The organism is Curtobacterium sp. MCSS17_006 (assembly GCF_003234215.1).
Lineage (GTDB): Bacteria > Actinomycetota > Actinomycetes > Actinomycetales > Microbacteriaceae > Curtobacterium > Curtobacterium flaccumfaciens.
This window is the reverse complement of the sequence record NZ_QKSO01000024.1, coordinates 14552-37071: the sequence shown is the minus strand read 5'-3', so window position 1 is coordinate 37071 and position 22520 is coordinate 14552. Positions and strand designations below refer to the sequence as shown.

Genomic DNA, 22520 nt, shown 5'->3' with positions numbered 1-22520 from the left:
GCCCCACCCCGAGCGGTCACGTCCCGTCGGCCGCCCCCCGGCCAACCGACGCCCTGCGACCACTCGAGGCCCGACAGACGGCATGTCCTGACCACTCACGGAGCGCCGAGGTCGCACCAACTGCCGCTCGCAGCCCCACCGGGCGACAGTTCGTGCGACCTCGGCGAATCGCACGCGGCGCGTCGTGCAACCGGGGCAACCGGGGCGACCTCGCGCACGCCCGGCACCGACCGCGCGAAGAGCCCTAGGACGCCTCGGCGTCGGCGCGCAACCGCATCCGCTGCCCGTCGATGTCGACGAGCTGCCGCTGGATCTCGGCGCGGCGCTCGGCCTGCTCGTGCGGGTCGGCGCGCTGCAGCTGGCCGAGCAGCGAGGCCTTGCGGGCGAGCAGGTCGCGCTCGACCAGGGCCACGACGATGCTCCGGCAGTAGGCCGCCAGGTCCTCCGCGTTGCGCGCGGGGATCGGTGCGAGGGCGAGTTCGTGCGTCAGGGTTCGCAGGGGCGCCGGCACGTCGGCGAGCAGCCGGTCGAGCCAGTCCCCCGCGCCGATGACGTCGACGTTGGCGACCACGGCGTCGCGCACCGCGGCGAGCATCGGCGTCGAGAACGTGGCCGACGCGGCGAGCCCGAGCATCGGTGCGCCGACGGACGTGGGCTGCTGCACCATCGCCATCACGGCGTCGCGTTCCATGCGGCTGATCGGGTCGTTCGGCAGCGAGCGGATCCCGGCGACGGGCTCGTCGGGGGTGTCGGCTGCGTCCGTGCCGGTTCCGGCACGGCCGTCGCGCCCCGAGCCTGCGGACCGATCGTCCTGCCCGGACCCCGCACGGCGTCTGGCGGTCTCGACCGACCGACGGACCTCGGGGATCTCCATGCCGAGCCAGCCGGCGAGTTCGCGGACGTAGCCCTGCGTCAGCGAGCGGTCACGGATGCCGGCGAGCACGGGCGCGGCCGCACGCAGGGCGCCGACGCGCCCCTCGACGGTCTCGAGGTCGTGGCCGTCGAGCGTGCGGCGGATCATGAACTCGAACATCGGGCGCTTGTTCGTGACCAGGCGGCGGATGGCGTCGTCGCCGCGGGCGAGCCGGAGGTCGCACGGGTCGAGCCCGCCCGGTGCCACGGCGACGTAGGTCTGCGCCGCGAAGCGCTGTTCTTCCGCGAAGGCCCGCGAGGCTGCGCGCTGCCCGGCCTCGTCGGGGTCGAACGTGAACACGACCTCGCCGTTGGCGTTCGGGTCGGCGCCGGCCAGGTCGCCGAGCATCGGGCGCAGCACCTTGATGTGGTCGACACCGAACGACGTGCCGCAGGTGGCGACCGCGGTCGTGACGCCCGCGACGTGACACGCCATCACGTCGGTGTAGCCCTCGACGATGACGACCTGCTTCTGCTTCGAGATGTCGCGGCGGGCCAGGTCGAGCCCGTAGAGCACCTGGCTCTTGTGGTAGATCGGGGTCTCGGGCGTGTTGAGGTACTTGGGGCCCTTGTCGTCCTCGAGCAGGCGGCGCGCCCCGAAGCCGATGGTGGCCCCGGTGACGTCGCGGATCGGCCACATCAGGCGCCCGCGGAACCGGTCGTACGGCGAGCGGTCACCCTGGCTGACGAGGCCGGCGGACACCAGTTCTTCCATCGTGAAGCCGCGCCCACGCAGGTGGTCCTTGAGCATGTCGTAGGACTTCGGCGCGAACCCGACGCCGAAGTGCTGCGCGGCCGAGGGGTCGAACCCGCGCTCCCCCAGGAACCGGCGGGCGGGGTCGGCGGCGGCCGTGGTGAGCTGCCCCGTGAAGTACTCGAGCGCGGCTTCGTTCGCGGCGATCAGCCGGGCACGGGTGTTGTAGTCGGTGCGCGGCCCGTCGCCCTCTTCGTAGTGCAGGGTGAAGCCGATCTTCGCGGCCATGCGCTCGACGGCCTCGGCGAAGGTGGTGTGGTCCTGCGCCATGATGAAACTGAAGACGTCGCCGTCCTCGCCGCAGCCGAAGCAGTGGTAACGGCCGACCTGGGGCCGGACGTGGAACGACGGGGAGCGCTCGTCGTGGAAGGGGCACAGGCCCTTCATCGACCCGACGCCCGCGTGCTTCAGCGTGACGTAGTCGCCCACGACGTCGGCGATGTTGACACGCGAGCGGACCTCGTCGATGTCGTTCCGCGCGATCCTGCCAGCCACCCCTCGATCCTAGTTCGTGGGACCGACGTCGGCGGACCGGTCAGACGGCGATGTGGACCGGGTCACGGTCACCCACCACCAGACGTCGGTGCCACGCGAGCGCGCCCTGGTCGGTCAGGCTCGCGACCTGGTCGACGACGGCGCGCAGTCGGCCGGCGTCGTCGCTCGCGGCGTGCCAGTCGGCGGCGAAGCCCGGCTCGAGGTCGGACGCACCGGTCGCCGCCAGCGCGTCGAGCAGTTCGGTGAGCACGCGGCGCTGGTCCTCGTACACGGGCTGACGGTCGCCCTGGGTCATCACGAAGGCCGCGACGATGCCCTTCAGCACCGCGATCTCGCCGATGATCTCGGGCGGGGTGACGACCGACGCGGCGAACCGCACGAGTGATCCCGAGGCGTAGGACTCGCGGGTGGCCGTCGTGGCGGTGCGCGCGAAGCGTCCGATCAGCTGCGACGTCAGGTTCTTGAGGCGCGCGGCGTCCCGGCGGGAGCCGTCGTACGCGGTCATCCAGAGCGGCAGCGCGCGCAGGCGGTCGAACGCCTCGAGCAGCTCGTCGCGGCTCAGGTCGTCGCCGACCCACGCGTGCATGGCGGTCACGATGTCATTCTCACCGACGCGGTCGCCCAGGGCCGCGACGTCGATGAACCCGGCGACGACGGCGTCCTCGAAGTCGTGCACCGAGTACGCGATGTCGTCGGCGAGGTCCATCACCTGCGCCTCGATGCACCGCTGGCGACGCGGCGCGCCGGCACGGAGCCACTCGAAGGCGTCGTGGTCGTCGTCGTAGAAGCCGAACTTGGTGCGCCCGGACGACGACTCCGACACCCCCTGCGCAGCGGGCCACGGGTACTTGCAGCTGGCGTCCAACGACGCACGGGTCAGGTTGAGCCCGAACGGACGGTCGACGTCGGCGCCGGGCCGGACGCCGTAGACCTTCGGCTCGAGCCGCGTCAACAGCCGGAGGGTCTGCGCGTTGCCCTCGAAGCCACCGATGCCGGTCGCCCAGGCGTTCACCGCGGTCTCGCCGTTGTGCCCGAACGGCGGGTGCCCGATGTCGTGCGCCAGGCACGCCGTGTCGACCACGTCGGGGTCGAGCCCGAGCGAATCGGCGAGCTCGCGGCCGACCTGCGCGACCTCGAGCGAGTGGGTCAGCCGGTTGCGGGCGAAGTCGAGCCCCGCCGTCGGGCTGAGCACCTGGGTCTTCGCGGCCAGACGCCGGAGCGCACTGGAGTGCAGCAGTCGGGCGCGGTCACGGGCGAAGTCCGACCGGCGGTTGCCGTGCTCTTCGGGGAGCCAGCGCTCCGCGTCCGCCGGGCCGTACGAGGCGGTGGCGCTCATCCGCCGCTGTGGTGCAGCTCGGCGGCGGCCAGGACCTTGCGGAACTCGGAGTCGACGTCGCGGCTCTCGAGCCAGCGGTCGGGCAGGGCGGTGCGCTTCGGGTGCCCGGCACGACCGCGCGGCCCCTCGGCGTCGGCACCCGGGTACGGGGCGTCGTGGTCGAGCTGGCCGAGGAAGTCGTCGATCTCCTGCAGGCTCGACGCCATCGCCAGGCCGGCCCGCACGTCGCTGCCGATCGGGTACCCCTTGAAGTACCAGGCCACGTGCTTGCGGATGTCGCGGCACGCGTGCTCTTCGTCGCCGAAGAACTCGACGAGCAGCTCGGCGTGCCGGCGGAACCCGTCGGCGACCTCGCCCAGGGACGGCATGTACCGCAGCCCCTCGCCGCGGAACGCCGCGGCGAGGTCGCCGAACAGCCACGGGCGGCCGAGGCAGCCACGCCCGACGACCACGCCGTCGGCGCCGGTCTCGTCGATCATCCGGAGCGCGTCGGCGGCCGACCAGATGTCGCCGTTGCCGAGGATCGGGATGTCGGTGACGGTCTCCTTCAGGGTGGCGATCGCGGACCAGTCGGCGTGCCCGGAGTAGTGCTCGTTCGCGGTGCGGGCGTGCAGCGAGACCGCGGCGACACCGGCGTCGCGCGCGATGCGGGCGGCGTCGAGGTAGGTCAGGTGGTCCTCGTCGATGCCCTTGCGCATCTTCACCGTGACGGGGACGTCGCCCGCGGCGCGCACGGTCTTGGTGACGAGTTCGCGGAACAGGTCGAGCTTCCAGGGCAGGGCCGCGCCGCCGCCCTTGCGGGTGACCTTGGGCACCGGGCACCCGAAGTTCAGGTCGATGTGGTCGGCGCGGTCCTCGCCGACCAGGATCGACGCCGCCTCGGCCACGGTGTTCGGCTCGACGCCGTACAGCTGGATCGATCGCGGGGTCTCGGACTCGTGGTGCTGGATGAGCTGCATCGAGACGGGGGTCCGTTCGACCAGCGCACGCGAGGTGATCATCTCGCACACGTAGAGCCCGGCGCCGTACTCGCGGCAGAGCCGGCGGTAGGCCATGTTCGTGATGCCCGCCATCGGCGCGAGCACGACCGGCACGTCGACCTCGATGGGGCCGATGCGCAGGGGCTTCGCCGGACGGGTCGCCGTCCCGGGTGCGTCAGTGATCGTCATACGTCTCCCATTCTCCCACGTCGGTGCGCGCCGGTAGCGTTCTCCACATGACGACCGACGCCAGCACCCGGTTCGACGCCGACGCCCAGGCCCGTGGCCTGCCGGTCGAGGTGGTCGAGCGCCCGGCCGCGGACTCCCTGCACGAGGCCGCCGAACTGCTCGGCATCGAGCCCGGCGACATCGTCAAGACCCTGGTGGTGAAGCGCCACGACGGCGGGTTCCTGCTCGCCCTGGTGCCCGGCGGCCGCAGCATCGCCTGGAAGAAGCTCCGCACGGTCGTCGGCGTCAACAAGCTCTCGATGCCCGACGCCGCCACGGCGCTCGGGGCGTCCGGCTACGAGCGCGGCACCATCACGCCGATCGGCGCCACGGGCGACCTGCCGGTGTACGCCGACGAGCGCATCGTCGGCCGCCGCGTCGTCCTGGGTGCGGGCCGGCACGGGGCGAGCGCCTTCGTCGACGCCGACGCGCTCGTCGCCGCCTACGGCGCGACCGTCGCCGACATCACCGACGAGGAACCGCAGCGCGACTGACGCAGCCGTCAGTCCGGCACCTCGGACCAGTCGCCCTCGGCCCCGGCGAACGAGCCGGCGTCGATCAGGCACGCATCGCCCTCGCAGACCGGCGCACCGCCGGGCGTGACGAGCGTCAGCAACGCGGGACGGGCCTCCAGGCCGGGAACGCCCGAAACGCCGGAAGCGGCGGAGAGGCCGCGCACGCCCGGCAGTCCCGTGAGCGCGTCCGGCACGGACGGTACCGACGTCACGGCCTGGAGGCGCACCGCGCCCTGGTCACTGATGGTCATGTCCGTCATCGGGTCACCGCCACGTCGGCGCTCGCGTCGTCCGCGGCGCGCTCGGCCGCCGAGGCGACCTCCTCCGGCGTGGTCTCGCGGAGCGCGACCACCTGGCGGAGCACCTGCTCGAACGCCGTGGGGTCCTGGGCGCCGGAGACGCCGTACTTGCCGTCGATGACGAAGAACGGCACGCCGTTGATCCCGTACGCCTGCGCCTGTACCTGGTCGGCGCGGACTGCAGCGAGCTGGGCGTCGTCGCGCAGGGTGCTGAGGACCTCGTCGCGGTCGAGACCGATCTCCGCCGCCAGGTCGGCGAGCGAGGACTCCTGTCCGACGTGCTCGCCGCGCTCGAAGTAGGCGGTGAACAGACGCTCGACCATCTCGAGCTGCTTGCCGTGCTGCTTGGCGAGGTGGATGACCTGGTGGGCCTTCACGGTGTTGGTGTGGTGCATCGCCTCGAAGTCGTACTCGAGGCCGACGCCAGCGGCGATGGCCGTGACCTGGTCGAGCATCTGCTGCGCCTGGTCGACGGGCATGCCCTTGTGGCCCGAGAGGAACTCGGCCTCGGTGCCCTCGAAGTCGACGGGGGTGTCCGGGCTCAGCTCGAAGGAGTGGTACTCGACCTCGACGGGGCGGCCCTCGCTCGAGGCACCGAACGCGGCGACGCCGGCCTCGAACTTGCGCTTGCCGATGTAGCACCAGGGGCAGGCGATGTCCGACCAGACATCGACCTTCACGGAGTCGTTCATGCTGACCCCAACGCGCTCGTGCGGCGCGCATTCCCGTCGCACAACCGGAGTCACCTCGCGCCGCGCGATCACGCGGTTCGAGGTGACTCCGGTTGTGCGAACGCGCCGCGACGCCCGCGGATCCCCTACGCGCCGAGCAACCGCTGCGCCAGGTACCCCTGCAGCTGGTCGAGCGAGACGCGCTCCTGGCCCATGGTGTCGCGCTCGCGCACCGTGACGGCCTTGTCCTCGAGCGTGTCGAAGTCGACCGTGATGCAGAACGGCGTGCCGATCTCGTCGTGGCGACGGTAGCGACGGCCGATCGCACCGGCGTCGTCGAAGTCCACGTTCCAGTTCTTGCGCAGGTCGTCGGCCAGGCCGCGGGCGACGGGCGAGAGCTGCTCGTTGCGCGACAGCGGCAGGACGGCGGCCTTCACCGGGGCCAGGCGCGGGTCGAGGCGCAGGACGGTGCGCTTGTCGACGCCGCCCTTCGCGTTCGGGGCCTCGTCCTCGTGGTACGAGTCGAGCAGGAACGCCATGAGTGCACGGGTCAGCCCGAACGACGGCTCGATGACGTACGGCACGTACTTCTCGTTGGCGGCCTGGTCGAAGAACCGGAGGTCCTGGCCGGACGCCTCGATGTGGTTGTTGAGGTCGAAGTCGGTGCGGTTCGCGACGCCCATCAGCTCGCCCCACTCCGAGCCGGTGAAGCCGAAGCGGTACTCGATGTCGGCGGTGGCGTCGGAGTAGTGCGCCCGCTCGCCGTCCGGCACGTCGAAGCGACGCAGGTTCTCGGGGTCGATGCCGAGGTCGGTGTAGAACGCGACCGAGTCGGCGATCCACTGCTCGTAGTGCTCCTGCGCTGAAGCCGGCGGCACGAAGTACTCGATCTCCATCTGCTCGAACTCGCGCGTGCGGAAGATGAAGTTGCCGGGCGTGATCTCGTTGCGGAACGCCTTGCCGACCTGCCCGATGCCGAACGGGGGCTTCATGCGGCTGGTCGTGACGACCTGCGCGAAGTCGACGAAGATGCCCTGGGCCGTCTCGGGGCGCAGGAAGTTCAGGCCCTCTTCGGACTCGACCGGGCCGAGGTAGGTCTTGAGCATCCCGGAGAACTCGCGGGGCTCGGTCCACTCGCCGCGGGTGCCGCAGTTCGGGCAGGCGATCTCGGCCATGCGGCCTTCGGGGTCGCGGCCCTTCTTGGCGACGAACGCCTCGATCAGGTGGTCCTCGCGGAACCGGTGGTGGCAGTGCAGGCACTCCACCAGCGGGTCGGTGAAGGTCGCGACGTGGCCGGAGGCCTCCCACACCTTGCGGGGCAGGATCACCGCGGAGTCGAGGCCGACCATGTCCCCGCGACCGCGGACGAACCGCTGCCACCACTGGCGCTTGATGTTCTCCTTGAGCTCCACGCCGAGGGGCCCGTAGTCCCATGCGGAGCGGGAGCCTCCGTAGATCTCACCCGACTGGAAGACGAAGCCGCGGCGCTTGGCCAGGGCGATGACGCTGTCGAGACGGGAGGGCTGTGCCAAAGGGTGCTCCAGAGGTCGCCGAGCTGGGTGCTCGGTGCGGAAACGGTCCGGGCAAGACTACCGGCGATCCTGGCCCGGGAGGCCCGCCCCGGGTCCGCCCTCCCCGCTCACCTGCCCGACGTGGTCGGCCCCACCCCGCCCAGCGCGGCCACGACGTCGGTCACGTCGGACTCGTCGTTCCACAGGTGGAACGCGATGCGCAGTCGCCCGGCACGGCCCGAGGCGGTGAGCCCCGCGGCGGTGAGGGCCCGGAGGGCCGACCCGTCGGCGTCCGCGAACGTCACGATCGCCTGCCCGTCGCCCTGCCGAGGCGCCCCGAGGGCGTCACACAGCCGATCCGCGAGACCGGTGGCGTGCCTCCAGACCGTCTGCTGGTCGAGCGCGACCGCGTGCTCGAGCGCGGCCACGGCACCGGGCCACGCCTGCCAGGCCGGCGAGACGTCGAAGCGCCGCGCGTCGTCGGCCAGGTGCATGGCGGGGCCGTAGCAGGAGGACCACACGTCCGCTCCCGCGTACCAACCGGCCTGCACCGGGCGGAGCCGGCCGAGGGCGGTGTCGGAGAGCGTCATGAACGCGACGCCGCGCGGAGCGCAGAGCCACTTGTAGGTGTGCGTGAGCGTCACGTCGAACGGGGCGGCGTCGACGGGCAGGACGCCGGCGGCCTGGGTGAGGTCGCAGAGGGTCAGGGCGCCGACGCGTCGAGCGGCGGCCACGACCGGGTCGGGATCGGTGACCACGCCGGTGGCGGACTGCACCGCGGACCACGCGACCAGGGCGGTGTCGGGCCCGACCGAGCCGGCGAGCCGCTCGAGCGGGACGCTCCGGACCCGGACGCCGCGGTGCGTCTGGGCGAGGAACGGGAAGACGACCGAGCTGAAGTCGCCGTCGGGGACGACCACCTCGGCGCCGTCCGGCAGCGCGTCGGCGACGACCGCGGCCATCACCGAGGTCTGCGAGCCCGTCGCGACGCGCTCCGCGGGGACGCCGACCAGCGCGGCGAAGAGCGCACGTCCCTGCTCGACCAGCGCGCCGTACCGGGCGGGCGACGTCTCGGCCCGCGACCACGCGTCGAGGTCGGCGCGCTGGGCGGCGAGGGTGCCGCGTGTCGGCAGGCCCGCGGTGCACGCCGCCAGGTAGCCGCGGCCGGCGGGGAAGGAGTCCATGCGGACAGCGTCCCGGTTCCCGACCCATCACACCAGGGCCGATCCGTTGTGCCACCGATAACATCGGATGATGGACGAGATCGATCCCCAGTTGCTCCGGGTCCTGCGTGCCGTGGCCGACGGCGGGTCGATCACCCGCGCTGCCGCCGCACTGGGGTCGAGCCAGCCGGCCGTCAGCCAGCTGGTGGCCCGGGCCGAGCAGCGTCTCGGCCACGCGCTGGTGCTGCGCGGCGGACGGGGCGCGACCCTCACGCACGCGGGGCAGGTGCTCGCCGACCACGCCCTGCACGTGCAGGCCGCGCTGACCGCGGCGCGCGAGGACCTCGACGCCGTCGGCGGACTCAGCCGTGGCCGGGTGCGACTCGCCGGGTTCCCGAGCGCGTCCTCCGCCCTCGTGCCCGCGGTGCTCGCCCGGCTCGCCGCGACGGCGCCCGGCGTGACGACCTCGTACGTCGAGGTCGAGCCACCCGAGGCACTCGACCTGCTGCGCGGTGGCGAGGTCGACGTCGCCCTCACCTTCACCTACGTCGGCGACGAGGTCGGGACCGCCCCGGACCCCGGCCTCGTCACCCGGGCGCTCGGTCGCGACCCGCTCGCGCTGGTGACGCCGGTCGAGCCGGGAGGCACGGAGCGACTCCGCACCGCCGGCTCCACCGTCGTGGACCTCGCGTCCCACCGCGACGCCCGGTGGATCGGGGGCTGCCCGCGGTGCCGAGGGCACCTGCTCGCCTCGTGCGCGAGCGCGGGGTTCACGCCGGACATCGTGCTCGAGACGGACAACGCGGCCGCGGTGGTGGGGCTCGTCGCCGCCGGGCTCGGGGTGGCGCTGCTCCCCCGGCTGGCACTCGCGACGACGGTCATCCCCGCCGGTGTCGCGATCGACCCCGTGGACGACGAGCTGGCCCGGCGCGTCGAGGTCGTCGTCGCCCGCGGCGCCGACCGGGTGCCGAGCGTCCGTGCGGCGCTCGACGCGGTGCGCTCCGCGGCCCACCTGCTCGAGGGCCCGCTGCCGGGCTGAGGGGGCGGGCCGGGGGCTTGGGCTCGGGCTCGGGCTCGGGCTCGGACTCGGGCTAGGGCTAGGCCGTCGGGGTGTCGACCGCGCCGCCGTAGCGTCGGTCGCGGCTGGCGTACTCCTCGATCGCACCCCACAGGTCCGTGCGACGGAAGTCCGGCCAGAGCCGGTCGAGGAACACCATCTCGGCGTAGGCGGACTGCCACAGCAGGAAGTTGCTCGTGCGCTGCTCCCCCGAACTCCGGAGGAACAGGTCGACGTCGGGCATCTCGGGCACGTACAGCCGCTTCGCCAGGGCCTTCTCGGTGACCTGGCTCGGCTTCAGGCGACCGGCTGCGACGTCCTCGGCCATGCCCCTCACGGCGTCGACGATCTCGTTCCGGCCGCCGTAGTTCACGCACATCGTCAGCGTGAGGACGTCGTTGCCCGCGGTCATCCGCTCGGCGGTCTCGAGCTCGTCGATGACGCTCCGCCACAGCCGCGGACGCCGGCCTGCCCACCGCACCTTGACGCCCCACTGGTGCAGCTGGTCACGGCGACGGCGGATGACGTCACGGTTGAAGCCCATCAGGAACCGGACCTCTTCCGGGGAGCGCTTCCAGTTCTCCGTCGAGAACGCGTACGCCGACACGTGCCCGACGCCGATCTGGATCGCCCCGGCGACGACGTCGAGCAGTGAGGCCTCGCCCGCCTTGTGCCCCTCGATCCGGGTCAGGCCGCGACCGTTCGCCCACCGGCCGTTGCCGTCCATGACGATGGCCACGTGCTCCGGCACGAACCGGGCCGGGATCGCCGGGGGCGTCTCGCCGGTCCAGTCGATCGGGCGGAACGGTTCGACGTCGTCGGGGCGGCGGGGGCTCATGCGGTGGGGGCTCCTTCGACAGCGGGATCAGGGTCGGGCTCGGGCACGGCGGGTGCCGGGGTCGAGGCCACCGCACGGGCTGTCGCCTCGGGTCCGCCGTGGGTCTGCGGCACCGGCAGCGGGTGCTCGGAGCGGTCGACGTGCGGCAGGGACCGGAGCGATCGTTCCAGGTGCCACTGGGCGTAGGCCGCGACCACGCCGGAGGCCCGCGAACGCGTCCGCTCGTCGGTGGCGTCGACCGTCGCCCAGTCCCCGGCGAGCAGGGAGCCGAGCACCCCGAGCGTCGCCGGGTCGAGCCGCGGCGTGCCCGGGGGCGCCGCACGGTCGGCGACGACACCACCGAGCTGCACCACGAACGCCGAGTGCGGGCCGGGCTCCCCCGTCACCGCACAGTCGCTGAACGAGGGCGCCCACCCCGCGATGCTCATCGCGCGGAGCAGGTACGAGTCGAGGGTCGCGCTGGACTGGTGCTCACCGCGCGACAACGAGCGCAGCGCCCCCACGAGCAACAGGTACTGCTGCAGCCCGGCGTCGGCCTCGCTCAGTCGGTCGGCGGTCTCGACCATGGCGCTGGCCGCGGTGTACGCGCCGTAGTCGGCGACGATCTGGGCGCCGTACGCACCGAGGGACTCCGCCTGGGTGACGATGTCGAGCGACCGGCCCTCGTAGAACTGGGCGTCGACGACCATGAACGGCTCGAGGCGGCTGCCGAACTTCGACGCCGTCCGCCGCACGCCCTTGGCCACGGCGCGGATCTTGCCGTGCTGCCGCGAGAGCATCGTGACGATGCGGTCGGCTTCACCGAGCTTGTGGGTGCGCAACACGACGCACTCGTCCCGGTACAGCGGCATGCCCCCAGTATCCCCCGCCCCGCCGACAGCCGCGTGCGGGGCGGGGCCCGGGGGTACCGGGTGGAATCGGGCGTACCTGGTCGGAAGAAACGACCAGGTACGCCCGATTCGACCTGCCATCGCGCGTGACGGGGGAACGACCGGGCACAGACGGGAGGCGCAGTGCGGGACGGACCCGCACCGCGCCTCCAGGCCTGGTTGCGTCTCAGGCGGAGACGAGCTCCGGCGCGTCGGCGCCGGCCGCGGCACCCGCGCGCACCGCGCGGTTCACCGCGGACACGATCGCCTTGAGCGACGCCGTCGAGATGTCGGCGTCGATGCCCACGCCCCACAGGCGCACGCCGTCGACGTCGAGCTCGACGTAGGACGCGGCCTTCGCGTCACCGGAGGCGCTCATCGTGTGCTCCGAGTAGTCGTACAGCGTGACCTGGACGCCCTGCTCGGCGAGCACCTTCAGGAACGCGTCGATGGGACCGGTGCCGACGGCCTCGGCCGTGACCGCACCCTCGTCGACCCGGAGCGCCACGGACAGCGAGGTCGTGCCCTCGAAGTCGCTCGACGTCGCGGTCTTGGTGAGCTCGTACCGGCCCCACTTCTCGTCGTCGATCGACGCGGGCAGGTACTCGTCCTGGAACACGTCCCAGATGCGCTGCGACGAGAACTCGCCGCCCTCGGTGTCGGTGTGCCGCTGCACGACGCCGGAGAACTCGATCTGCAGCTTGCGGGGCAGGTCGAGGGCGTGGTCGGTCTTGAGCAGGTAGGCGACGCCGCCCTTGCCGGACTGCGAGTTGACACGGATGACGGCCTCGTACGAGCGGCCGATGTCCTTCGGGTCGACGGGCAGGTACGGCACCGCCCACTCGATCTCGTCGATGTCCTTGCCCGCGGCGGCGGCCTTGGCCTTCATCGCCTCGAAGCCCTTGTTGATGGCGTCCTGGTGCGAGCCGCTGAACGCCGTGTACACGAGGTCGCCCGCCCACGGCTGGCGCTCGGGCACCGGCAGCTGGTTGCAGTACTCGACGGTGCGCTTCACCTGGTCGATGTCGGCGAACGAGATCTCCGGGTCGATCCCCTGCGTGAACAGGTTCATCCCGAGGGCGACCAGGTCCACGTTGCCGGTGCGCTCACCGTTGCCGAACAGGCAGCCCTCGATGCGGTCGGCACCGGCCATGTAGCCGAGCTCGGCGGCCGCCACCGCGGTGCCGCGGTCGTTGTGCGGGTGCAGCGACAGGATGACGTCCTCGCGGTGGGCGAGGCGGCGGGACATCCACTCGATCGAGTCGGCGTAGACGTTCGGCGTGGCCATCTCGACGGTCGCGGGCAGGTTGATGATGACCTTGCGCTCGGGCGTCGGCTCGAAGACCTCGAGGACGGCGTTGCAGATCTCCAGTGCGACCTCGAGTTCGGTGCCCGTGTAGGACTCCGGCGAGTACTCGTAGTAGATCGTCGTGTCGTGCTGCAGCGTGGCTTCGGCCGCCTTGCAGAGCTTCGCACCGGTGACCGCGATGTCCACCACGCCCTGCACGTCGGTGCGGAAGACGACCTCGCGCTGCACGATGCTCGTCGAGTTGTACAGGTGGACGATGGCCTGCTTCGCGCCGTCGATCGCCTCGTAGGTGCGCTGGATGAGGTGTTCGCGCGCCTGGGTCAGGACCTGGATGGTGACGTCGTCGGGGATCGCGCCCTCGTCGATCAGCGACCGGACGAAGTCGAAGTCGGTCTGCGAGGCGCTCGGGAACCCGACCTCGATCTCCTTGTAGCCCATCCGGACGAGGAGGTCGAACATCGCCCGCTTGCGCTCGGCGTCCATCGGGTCGATGAGGGCCTGGTTGCCGTCACGCAGGTCGACCGCACACCAGCGCGGTGCCTTGTCGATGCGCTTCGTGGGCCAGGTGCGGTCCGGCAGGTCGACGCTGATCTGCTCGTGGAACGGGACGTACTTGTGGATCGGCATCCCGGAGGGCTGCTGGGCGTTCTGCATCGTTCTTCGCTTTCGTCGCGTGTTCGTGAGCTGTTGTGGTGCGGCCACGACGGACTCCGCGACGAGGTGGGCCGGAGTGTCAGGCCTCGTCGCGGCAGCGAAGGAGGAGGAGTGCCGAGTACATCGGGACCCACGGTAGCACCGGAGCAGCGGGCTGGCGCAAGCGTGTGACGCGGGACTGCCCGCGGCCGTCGAACGGGGTGCCGGGTGCGGTGCCGGGTGCGGTGCCGAGTGGTCGCGACATGCCGCGGGTCGGTCGCGGAGTGGTCACGTTGTGTCGCCCGGGCCGCGTCCAGACGACGGTTCGTGACACCTCGGCGGACGTGAGCGGCGTGGCGGGGCCGGGCAGGGCACGTCGGCGCGACCACACGACGGACGGGAGGCCCGGTGCCAGCTGGCACCGGGCCTCCCGTGTCGTCGCATGGCGTGACCAGGGCGACGCGTCAGTCGACCGCGAGCGCCTCGGTCGGCGGGACGCGCATCGCGCGCCGCACCGGCGCGATGGTGGCGACGACCGCCAGGACCAGCGCGCCGATCACCACGATGCCGATGGTCAGCGGCGGCAGCACCGGTGCCACGGGCGTCCCGAGCGAGCCGAGCAGGGTCTGCCCGCCGACCCAGCCGTACAGCGTGCCGAGTGCGAGCCCCGCGACGACGGCCGTGACGACCATCTGCACGGCCTCGGTCACGATCATCCGTCGGACCTGCGCACCGGTCAGGCCGAGCACCCGCAGCAGCCCGAGTTCGCGTCGACGCTGGAGCACCCCGAGCGCCAGGGCGTTGACGACCCCGACGGCGGCGATCACGGCGGAGAACCCGACGATCACGCTGACGACGGCGTTGATCTGCACGAAGAGGTCCCGCTGCGCCTCGATCATCTCGGGGGTGGCGCTCCCGGCGCTCATGGCGCGCATCTCGGTCTCGAGCACGTGCTGCATGATGCCGAGCGCGACCGCGAAGGTGACGAGCAGGGTGACGCCGATGACGAGCCCGATGGTCGCCCGCGAGGACCGCCCCGGCGCCCGCATCGCATTCCGTCCGGCGAGCAGGACGACGGGGTCGTGCGAGCCGATGCGGCCGATGAGCTGCAGCACGGGCGGCATCACGATCGTCGCCCCCACGGCGACCCCCGCGAAGGACACGAACCCGCCGAGCGCCGCCGGCAGGACCGCGACCGGGGACAGCGAGCTCACCGCGAGCCCGAGCAGCATCAGCACAGCACCGCCGGCCATGAGCACGATCGACCAGACCTTGCGGGCCGTGCCGGACCGGACGTCGTCGTGGCTCGGCTCGACGGACGACGACAGCGCTTCGAGCGGGGTGACGGTGAGCACGCGGCGCGACCCGGCAGCGAAGGCACCCCAGGTGGCGAGGACGACGGCCACGACCGGCAGGACGAGCTCCCACGGCACGTACGTGTAGTCGGCCTCGGGCAGGACCCCGTTGCCCCGCAGGACGATGACGAACAGGGCCGAGAGCGCGGTCCCCACGACGGCGCCGACGACCCCGCCGAGCACGCCGACCACCAGGCCGGTGCGGGTGATCCGCGCCCGCAGGGTCGCACCGGTCGCGCCGACCAGCCGCTGCAGGGCGATGATCCGGGTCTGCCCGGCGATCAGGGTGGCGCAGGTGTTCGCGGTGACGATCGCGCCGACGTAGAGCGCGATGCCGAGGAACAGCCACCCGACCACCGACAGGATCGCCTTGATCGGTCCGAGGTCGGCGACCCCGGCGGCTCGGAGCGCCTCGGTCACGATCCCCGGTGCGATGACGAGGGCGGAACCGAACGTGGTGCCGAGGGCGGCGACCAGGACGGTGGGGGCGAAGGAGCGGACGCCGTTCACGCTGCTGCCTCCATCCCGAGCATCGTCGTGGAGATCGCGCCGGCGTCCATCGCGGGGCGGTCGGCGACGATCCGGCCGTCGGCCAGGAACAGGATGCGGTCGGCGTTCGCGGCGGCCACCGGGTCGTGCGTGACCATGACGACGCTCTGCCCCCACTCCTGGACGGCACCGCGGAGGATCGCGAGCACGTCGCGCCCGGTGCGGGAGTCGAGCGCGCCGGTCGGTTCGTCGGCGACGACCACCGCCGGTCGCGATGCGAGCGCCCGTGCGATGGCGACGCGCTGCTGCTGCCCGCCGGAGAGCTGGTGCGGACGATGGGTCAGCCGGTTGCCGAGCCCGAGCATCTCGACCAGCCGGTCGATCCAGGCGGTCTCCTCGTGCGAGGGCTTGTGCCCACCGAGCAGGAACGGCAGCCGGATGTTCTCGCTGACGTCGAGCGTCGGGACGAGGTTGAACGACTGGAACACGAAGCCCAGCCGACGACGACGCAGCTCGGTGAGGTCCTTGTCGCCCAGGGCCGTGATGTCGACGCCGTCGATCTGGATCCGGCCGGTGGACACGGCGTCGAGGCCGGCCGCGACGTGCATGAGCGTCGACTTGCCGGACCCGGACGGGCCCATCACCGCGGTGAACTCCCCCGCGCCGATGTCGACGCTGACGTCGTCGAGCGCGGTCACCCGTCGGGCGTCGCCGCCGTAGTGCTTGGACACGTGGTCGAGGCGGATGATCGGGGCGTGGCTCGTGGTCATGCATCCACGATGGCGGTCAGCGGTCCTGTCCCGCGTCGCCCGGTCGGCTCCTGTGGATCGTCCGCTCGGCTCGGTTGCCTGTGGAGGGGTCATCCCCGCGGATGACCCGGCGTCAGTCGGCCTTGGTGACGAGCCCGTGTTCGTGGGCGAAGACGACGAGCCGCACCCGGTCGCGGAGCTCGAGCTTCGTCAGGACCCGCGAGATGTGCGTCTTCACGGTCGCCTCGCTGACGTACTCGTGCTGGGCGATCTCGCTGTTGCTGAACCCCCGGGCGGCCAGGTCGAAGATCTCGCGCTCACGCGGGGTGAGGTCGGCGAAGGCCGCGGGGACGGCGGCGGCGCGGCCGACCGAGTCGTCGTACCGACGCAGGAGCTCCCGCGTGGCCGATGCGGCGAACACCGCGGTGCCGGCGTGCACGGTCCGGACCGCCGCGAGCAGGAACTCGGGGTCGGCGTCCTTGAGCACGAACCCGCTCGCACCGGCGCGGATGGCCTTGGCGGCGGCCTCGTCGAAGTCGAACGTGGTCAGCACGAGGACCTTCGCGCCGTCGGTGCCGGACTGCTCGACGATGTGACCGGTCGCCGTGATGCCGTCCATCACGGGCATCCGGACGTCCATCAGCACCACGTCGGGACGGGTCCGCCGGACGAGTTCGACGCCCTCGGCACCGTCGCCCGCCTCGCCGACGAACCGCAGGTCGGGCTGCGAGTCGATGAGCATCCGGATGCCGGTGCGGAACAGCGCCTGGTCGTCGACGAGGGCGACGCGGATCGAGTGCTCGTCGGTCGGGATCGTGGTCATCGGGTGCTGCGCTCCTGCTCGGTCGGGGTGATCCTGCCGCGGGGCATCTGCCCGCTGGCCGGGACGGTCGGCATCCGGACGGCGACCGCGAAGTCGTCCCCCCGGGCCCCGGCGGTCATGGTGCCGCCGGTCATCACGGCGCGCTCGCGCATGCCGACCAGGCCGTGGCCCGTGCCGGGGCCGCGGACGCCGTCATCGGCACGGCGGTTCACGACGGCGATCTCGACCGTGTCCGGCCGGTAGGTCAGGGCGGCACGCACCGGGCTGCCGGGCTCTCCGTGCTTGTACGCGTTCGTCAGGCTCTCCTGCACGATCCGGTAGACCGCGAGTTGCGTGGTGGTGGGCAGCCCCGCGGGATCGCCCTCGCGCTCCACGCGCACATCGAGCCCGAGCTGCCGCATCTCGTCGACGAGCCGGTCGATGTCGTCGATCTCGGGCGTCGGCGCGGTCCCCTGCTCGTGCCGGAGCGCGCCGAGGAGTTCGCGCACGTCGCCGAGTGCGCGCCGGGCCGTGGCCGAGATGGTGCTGAGGGCCTGGTCGGCCACCGCGGGGTCGGCCTTCAGGGCGTACCGGGCGCCGTCGGACTGCGCGATGACCACCGCGAGCGAGTGCGCGACGATGTCGTGCATGTCGCGGGCGATCCGCACGCGCTCCTGCTCGACCGCGACGGCCCGGTCGGCCCGCGCGGCGTCACGTTCGGCGAGCAGCTGGGCCTCGCGACTCATGCTCGCCGAGCGACGGGTCCGGACCACGAGTCCGGCGAGCCACGGCAGGAGCAGGAGGAGCAGGACGACGGCGAAGAACGAGAGCGTGACCTGCAGGGACTCCTGCAGCGGCGTGGAGGCGGTCTCGTAGGTGAGCCGGTTCTGGTAGTCGTCGAAGCCCATGTACGCCGCCGCGGCGACGGACCCGACGATCGCCGACACGAGCCCGGCCAGCCGCACACGGCGGCTGCCGTACGCACTCGTCGTGTACATGACGCCGGCGATGAACGCGTTCGACACGTCCGGCACCTGCAGGGTGACCATCTCGAAGACCGCGAACACCCACGCCACGGCCAGGGCGAGACCGGGTGACAGGCGCCGGAGTGCCAGGGCGGCGGTCATCCCGACGACGGTGACCACGGACAACGGCCCGTCGATCCCGCGCCCGCTGGCGACCAGCACGAGGCCGCCGAGCAGCACGGCGATCAGCAGGTCGGTGATGACCTGCGCGCGCAGCATGGGACGGAACACCCGTCCACGGTACGGCGGGCCGCTCGTCCCCGCGTCCCTCGCCCGGATGACCCGGGGTGCGAACGGCGGACGGTCAGAAACCGAGGCGTCCGAGCTGCTTCGGGTCACGCTGCCACTCCTTGGCCACCTTCACGCGGATGTTCAGGTAGACGTGCCGGCCGCCGAGCAGCGACTCGATCTCGACGCGGGCCCGCGAACCGACGTCCTTCAGGCGCTCGCCCTTGTGTCCGATGACGATCGCCTTCTGGCTGTCCCGCTCGACGAACAGGTTCGCGAAGATGCGCAGGGGGCCGTCGGGGTCCTCGTCGGCGTCGGGCTCGACGATGTCCTCGATGACCACGGCGAGCGAGTGCGGCAGCTCGTCGCGGACGCCCTCGAGCGCGGCCTCGCGGATGAGCTCGCCGATGCGCTCCTCGTCGGTCTCCTCGGTCACCGCGCTCGAGTCGTACAGCTGCGGCGACTCGGGCAGCAGGCTCGTGACGACGCCGAGCAGGTCTTCGAGCTGCATGCCCCGGGTGCCCGAGGTCGGCACCACGGCGTCCCAGTCGCGGAGCTTCGAGACGGCCAGCAGCTGCTCGCCGACGCGGTCCTTGGAGGCGCTGTCGATCTTGGTGACGATCGCGATCTTCTTGGCGCGCGGGTACTGGTCGAGCGTGTCGTTGATGAACCGGTCACCGGGACCGACGGGCTCGTTCGCCGGCACGCAGAACCCGATCACGTCGACGTCGCCGAGGGTGGACTGCACGAGGTCGTTGAGCCGTTCGCCGAGCAGGGTGCGCGGACGGTGCACGCCCGGGGTGTCGACGATGATCACCTGGCCGTCGGGCCGGTGCACGATCCCGCGGATGGCGCGCCGGGTGGTCTGCGGCTTCGACGAGGTGATGGCGACCTTCTCACCCACCAGGGCGTTGGTCAGCGTCGACTTGCCGACGTTCGGACGGCCGACGAACGAGACGAAGCCCGCGCGGTAGGGCTTCTCCGAGCCGGCCTGGGTGGTGTCGGGGTCGGTCATGCGTGCGTGGTTCCCGTCGTGGTGGGTTCGGCGTCGTCGAAGGCGTCCTCGACGTCGGCCAGGGCGTGGGTGCGCTCGGCGAGCACGGTGATGAGGTGGCGGCGCTTGCCCTCGACCCGGTCGGCGGTCAGGACGACCCCGGACACGGTGACGGTGTCGCCGGAGACGGCCAGGTGTCCGAGCTCCTTGGTGAGCAGGCCACCGGCGGTGTCGACGTCGTCGTCGTCGAGCTCGATGCCGAACAGGTCGCCGAGCTCGTCGATCGGCAGTCGGGCGGAGATCCGCCAGATGCCCGGTTCGACCTCGGTCCGGTCGACGACGGCGCGGTCGTACTCGTCGGAGATGTCGCCGACGAGTTCTTCGATGAGGTCCTCCATGGTCACGAGCCCGGCGACTCCGCCGTACTCGTCGACCACCAGCACCAGGTGGTTCTTGGCGACCTGCATGTGCCGCAGGGTGTCGTCGGCGTGCTTCGACTCCGGCACGAACTCGGCGGGCCGCAGCAGCCGGCTGACCCGCTCGCTGCGGGACGCCGGTCGTTCGTACAGCGACCGTGCGACGTCGCGCAGGTAGAGCACGCCCCGCACGTCGTCGCTGTCCTTGCCGGTCACCGGCATCCGGGACACTCCGGCGGCCAGGAACTGCTCCATGGCCGCGGCGAGCGTCTCTGCACCGTCGACGGTGAGCATGTCCGTGCGGGGCACCATGACCTCGCGCACCAGGGTGTCGCTGAACTCGAACACCGAGTGGATGAGTTCGCGGTCCTCGTCCTCGAGCACGTTGCTCTCGGTGGCCTCGTCGACGAGCGAGAGCAGCTGCTCCTCGCTCGACACGGTGGAGGCGCTCCGGCCGCGGCCGGGGGTGACCCGGTCGCCGATCCGGACGAGCAGCCCGGCCAGCGGACCGAGCACGATGCGGACCCCACGGACGATGCCGCCGGTCGCACCGATCAACCGCTCGGCGTGGGCGCGTCCGACGCTGCGCGGGCTCGACCCGACCAGCACGAACGACACCGCGGTCATGATCGCGGCCGAGAGCACGAGTGCGAGCCACCAGCTGTCGAAGGCGCGCACGAGGGCGATCGTCACGAGCACCGCGGCCGCGGTCTCGGCGAGGACGCGGAAGAAGTTCAGCGCGTTGACGTGCGCCCCGACGTCGTCCGCGATCGCCTCGATGGCGCGGCGGCGCTTGTTGCCCCTGGCGATCTCCTCGAGGTCGGCACGGGAGACCACCGAGAGCGCGGCGTCGCTCGCGGCGAGGAGTCCGCCGAGCACGACGAGCCCCAGCGCCACCGCGAGGAGTCCGGCGACGACGACCACCGGCTACCGCCCTCGGTGCTGGGCGGCGAAGGCGGTCAGGATCTCGCCCTGGATGCCGAACATCTCGGCCTTCTCGTCGGGCTCGGCGTGGTCGAAGCCGAGCAGGTGCAGGATGCCGTGGCAGGTGAGCAGCAGCATCTCGTCGGTGCTCGAGTGCCCGGCGGTCTTCGCCTGCTCCTCGGCCACCTGCGGGCAGAGCACGATGTCGCCCAGCAGCCCGGCCGGCGTGGGGTCGTCCTCGGTGCCGGGACGCAGTTCGTCCATCGGGAAGCTCAGGACGTCCGTCGGACCGGGCTCGTCCATCCACCGCACGTGCAGCTGCTCCATCGCGCCCTCGTCGACCAGCACGATCGCGAGCTCCGCATCGGCGTGGACGTGCATCGCGTCCAGGGCGAAGGCGGCGAGCCGCTGGATCGCGGCCTCGTCCACCTCGACGCCGGACTCGTTGTTGAGCTCGATGCTCACCGGGTGCCTCCTCGGGCGTCGTTCTGGGGGTACGGGGGTCGTGCGCGGTCCTGCGGCGGGCGCCCACGGCGTTCGGCGCGGTTGGCGCCGTCGGGGTTGCCGACCGGGGCGGTGCCACGGCCACCGGGGCGCTGCCCGGCCTGCTCGGCGAGGCGCTCCTCGTCGTAGACCGTGTAGGCGTCGACGATCCGGCCGACGAGGGTGTGGCGGACCACGTCCTCGCTGCCGAGACGGGCGAAGTGGATGTCCTCGACCTCGTCGAGGATGCGGGTCACGAGCCGGAGACCGGAGACGTTGCCCGGCAGGTCGACCTGGGTGATGTCGCCCGTGATGACCATCTTCGAACCGAACCCGAGGCGGGTCAGGAACATCTTCATCTGCTCGGGCGTGGTGTTCTGCGCCTCGTCGAGCACCACGAAGGAGTCGTTGAGCGTCCGGCCGCGCATGTACGCCAACGGGGCGACCTCGACGGTGCCGGCCGCCAGGAGCTTCGGGACCAGCTCCGGGTCCATCATCTCGTTCAGGGCGTCGTACAGCGGGCGCAGGTACGGGTCGATCTTGTCGGTCAGCGTGCCCGGCAGGAAGCCGAGCCGCTCGCCGGCCTCGACCGCGGGACGGGTGAGGATGATCCGGGTGACCTCGCGCCGCTGCAGCGCCTGCACGGCCTTGGCCATCGCCAGGTACGTCTTGCCGGTACCGGCCGGACCGATGCCGAACGTGATGGTGTGCTCGTCGATGGCGTCGACGTAGGCACGCTGCCCGTCCGTCTTCGGCCGCACGGACTTGCCGCGGCTCGACACGATCGGGGTGCCGAAGGTGTCGGACGGCTTGCGGTCGTCGTCGAGGATCCTTGCCGACATCGGGATGTCGGCCGGGCCGATCTCCTGCCCACGCCTGACCATGCCGACGAGCTCGTCGACGAGCGCCTTCGCGCGTGCGACGTCGCGCTCGGGCCCGGTCAGCGTGACCTCGTTGCCACGGACGACGACCCGGACGCCCGGGTACTGGCGCTCGACGGTCTTGAGCAGACGGTCCTGGGGGCCGAGCAGCTGCACCATGGCGATGCCGTCGACCTGGTGCGAGACCGAGACGGGCTCGTCGTCGGCGGCGGTGGGCTGTACTGGTTCGTTAACCGGCAAGGGTGCCTTCCTGCAGTTCACCTGCGAGTACGTGCGCGTGCACGTGGAACACGGTCTGACCGGCGGCTTCGCCGGTGTTGAAGACGAGTCGGAACTGGCCGTCGGCGCGCTCGTCGGCGATGCGCTGCGCGCTGGCGACGACGTGGGCCAGCAGGTCGGGGTCGCCCGCTGCGAGTTCGCCGACGTTCGCGTACTGCTCGGTCTTGGGGACGACGAGCACGTGGACGGGAGCCTTCGGGGCGATGTCCTCGATCGCGATCACGCGGTCGTCCTCGGCGACGATGGTCGCCGGGATCTCGCGCGCGATGATCTTGGAGAAGACGCTGGGCGTTCTGCTGCTCATGGCTCCATCGTAGGACGCGCC

21 protein-coding genes are annotated in these 22520 nt (G+C 71.9%); 2 read left to right on the top strand and 19 right to left on the bottom strand.

Annotation, left to right across the window (positions count from 1 at the left end; genetic code table 11):
* Positions 1-244: 244 nt before the first annotated feature.
* The 3 genes from dnaG to dusB are packed head-to-tail and all read right to left on the bottom strand — an operon-like array spanning position 245 to position 4666.
* The gene (gene dnaG, locus DEJ21_RS17515; RefSeq protein ID WP_111225463.1) at positions 245-2161 is read right to left on the bottom strand and encodes a DNA primase; all 1917 of its coding nucleotides are present in this window, start codon (positions 2159-2161) and stop codon (positions 245-247) included.
* Positions 2162-2201: 40 nt separating this feature from the next.
* Entirely contained in the window at positions 2202-3497 is a 1296-nt protein-coding gene (locus DEJ21_RS17510) for a deoxyguanosinetriphosphate triphosphohydrolase (protein ID WP_111225462.1), read from the bottom strand.
* Complete coding sequence (gene dusB, locus DEJ21_RS17505; RefSeq protein ID WP_111033358.1) at positions 3494-4666, bottom strand: tRNA dihydrouridine synthase DusB; 1173 nt, start codon at positions 4664-4666, stop codon at positions 3494-3496. The genes DEJ21_RS17510 and dusB overlap by 4 nt, the downstream gene beginning before the upstream one ends.
* A gap of 47 nt (positions 4667-4713) precedes the next feature.
* On the opposite strand from dusB, the gene DEJ21_RS17500 reads away from it, so the two are divergent.
* A complete protein-coding gene (locus DEJ21_RS17500) occupies positions 4714-5199 on the top strand; it encodes an aminoacyl-tRNA deacylase (RefSeq protein ID WP_111225461.1) in 486 nt (161 codons plus the stop codon).
* 8 nt (positions 5200-5207) lie between these two features.
* Here the strand turns inward: DEJ21_RS17500 and DEJ21_RS17495 are convergent, their stop codons facing one another.
* The 4 genes from DEJ21_RS17495 to DEJ21_RS17480 form a co-directional block, all read right to left on the bottom strand.
* A complete protein-coding gene (locus DEJ21_RS17495; protein ID WP_111040208.1) occupies positions 5208-5480 on the bottom strand; it encodes a hypothetical protein in 273 nt (90 codons plus the stop codon).
* Positions 5477-6211, bottom strand: coding sequence for a DsbA family protein (locus DEJ21_RS17490; RefSeq protein WP_111225460.1), 735 nt, complete (start codon positions 6209-6211; stop codon positions 5477-5479). The genes DEJ21_RS17495 and DEJ21_RS17490 overlap by 4 nt, the downstream gene beginning before the upstream one ends.
* A gap of 125 nt (positions 6212-6336) precedes the next feature.
* Positions 6337-7722 (bottom strand): glycine--tRNA ligase, encoded by a 1386-nt coding sequence (locus DEJ21_RS17485; protein ID WP_110864656.1) that lies wholly within the window; start codon positions 7720-7722, stop codon positions 6337-6339.
* Positions 7723-7829: 107 nt separating this feature from the next.
* Positions 7830-8885, bottom strand: a complete 1056-nt coding sequence (locus DEJ21_RS17480; protein WP_111225459.1) for an aminotransferase class V-fold PLP-dependent enzyme — start codon at positions 8883-8885, stop codon at positions 7830-7832.
* A gap of 70 nt (positions 8886-8955) precedes the next feature.
* Between DEJ21_RS17480 and DEJ21_RS17475 the strand changes: the two genes are divergently transcribed.
* Positions 8956-9903 (top strand): LysR family transcriptional regulator, encoded by a 948-nt coding sequence (locus DEJ21_RS17475; RefSeq protein ID WP_258375133.1) that lies wholly within the window; start codon positions 8956-8958, stop codon positions 9901-9903.
* A gap of 58 nt (positions 9904-9961) precedes the next feature.
* Here the strand turns inward: DEJ21_RS17475 and DEJ21_RS17470 are convergent, their stop codons facing one another.
* The 12 genes from DEJ21_RS17470 to DEJ21_RS17415 all read right to left on the bottom strand — a co-directional run bounded on the left by DEJ21_RS17470 (position 9962) and on the right by DEJ21_RS17415 (position 22499).
* Entirely contained in the window at positions 9962-10759 is a 798-nt protein-coding gene (locus DEJ21_RS17470; protein ID WP_071251399.1) for an isoprenyl transferase, read from the bottom strand.
* Positions 10756-11610 carry a DNA repair protein RecO gene (gene recO, locus DEJ21_RS17465; RefSeq protein ID WP_110860438.1) on the bottom strand — a complete coding sequence of 285 codons (855 nt, stop codon included), beginning with the start codon at positions 11608-11610 and terminating at the stop codon, positions 10756-10758. Before recO ends, DEJ21_RS17470 begins: the two co-directional genes overlap by 4 nt.
* A gap of 205 nt (positions 11611-11815) precedes the next feature.
* On the bottom strand, positions 11816-13591 hold the full coding sequence (leuA, locus tag DEJ21_RS17460; RefSeq protein ID WP_111225457.1) for a 2-isopropylmalate synthase: 1776 nt from the start codon (positions 13589-13591) through the stop codon (positions 11816-11818).
* 443 nt (positions 13592-14034) lie between these two features.
* Positions 14035-15435: an ABC transporter permease gene (locus DEJ21_RS17455; protein ID WP_111225456.1), complete on the bottom strand. Its 1401-nt coding sequence runs from the start codon at positions 15433-15435 to the stop codon at positions 14035-14037.
* Entirely contained in the window at positions 15432-16184 is a 753-nt protein-coding gene (locus DEJ21_RS17450) for an ABC transporter ATP-binding protein (protein WP_111225455.1), read from the bottom strand. The genes DEJ21_RS17455 and DEJ21_RS17450 overlap by 4 nt, the downstream gene beginning before the upstream one ends.
* 112 nt (positions 16185-16296) lie before the next feature.
* Positions 16297-16986 carry a response regulator transcription factor gene (locus DEJ21_RS17445; protein ID WP_035808237.1) on the bottom strand — a complete coding sequence of 230 codons (690 nt, stop codon included), beginning with the start codon at positions 16984-16986 and terminating at the stop codon, positions 16297-16299.
* Positions 16983-18221 carry a sensor histidine kinase gene (locus DEJ21_RS17440; RefSeq protein ID WP_220036590.1) on the bottom strand — a complete coding sequence of 413 codons (1239 nt, stop codon included), beginning with the start codon at positions 18219-18221 and terminating at the stop codon, positions 16983-16985. The genes DEJ21_RS17445 and DEJ21_RS17440 overlap by 4 nt, the downstream gene beginning before the upstream one ends.
* Before the next feature lie 73 nt (positions 18222-18294).
* Positions 18295-19233, bottom strand: coding sequence for a GTPase Era (gene era, locus DEJ21_RS17435; RefSeq protein WP_111225453.1), 939 nt, complete (start codon positions 19231-19233; stop codon positions 18295-18297).
* Positions 19230-20552: a hemolysin family protein gene (locus DEJ21_RS17430; protein ID WP_110864648.1), complete on the bottom strand. Its 1323-nt coding sequence runs from the start codon at positions 20550-20552 to the stop codon at positions 19230-19232. The genes era and DEJ21_RS17430 overlap by 4 nt, the downstream gene beginning before the upstream one ends.
* A 3-nt stretch (positions 20553-20555) precedes the next feature.
* On the bottom strand, positions 20556-21017 hold the full coding sequence (gene ybeY, locus DEJ21_RS17425; RefSeq protein ID WP_017886675.1) for an rRNA maturation RNase YbeY: 462 nt from the start codon (positions 21015-21017) through the stop codon (positions 20556-20558).
* Positions 21014-22156 (bottom strand): PhoH family protein, encoded by a 1143-nt coding sequence (locus DEJ21_RS17420; protein WP_111225452.1) that lies wholly within the window; start codon positions 22154-22156, stop codon positions 21014-21016. Before DEJ21_RS17420 ends, ybeY begins: the two co-directional genes overlap by 4 nt.
* Positions 22146-22499, bottom strand: a complete 354-nt coding sequence (locus tag DEJ21_RS17415; RefSeq protein ID WP_111225451.1) for a histidine triad nucleotide-binding protein — start codon at positions 22497-22499, stop codon at positions 22146-22148. Before DEJ21_RS17415 ends, DEJ21_RS17420 begins: the two co-directional genes overlap by 11 nt.
* Between the last annotated feature and the right edge of the window lie 21 nt (positions 22500-22520).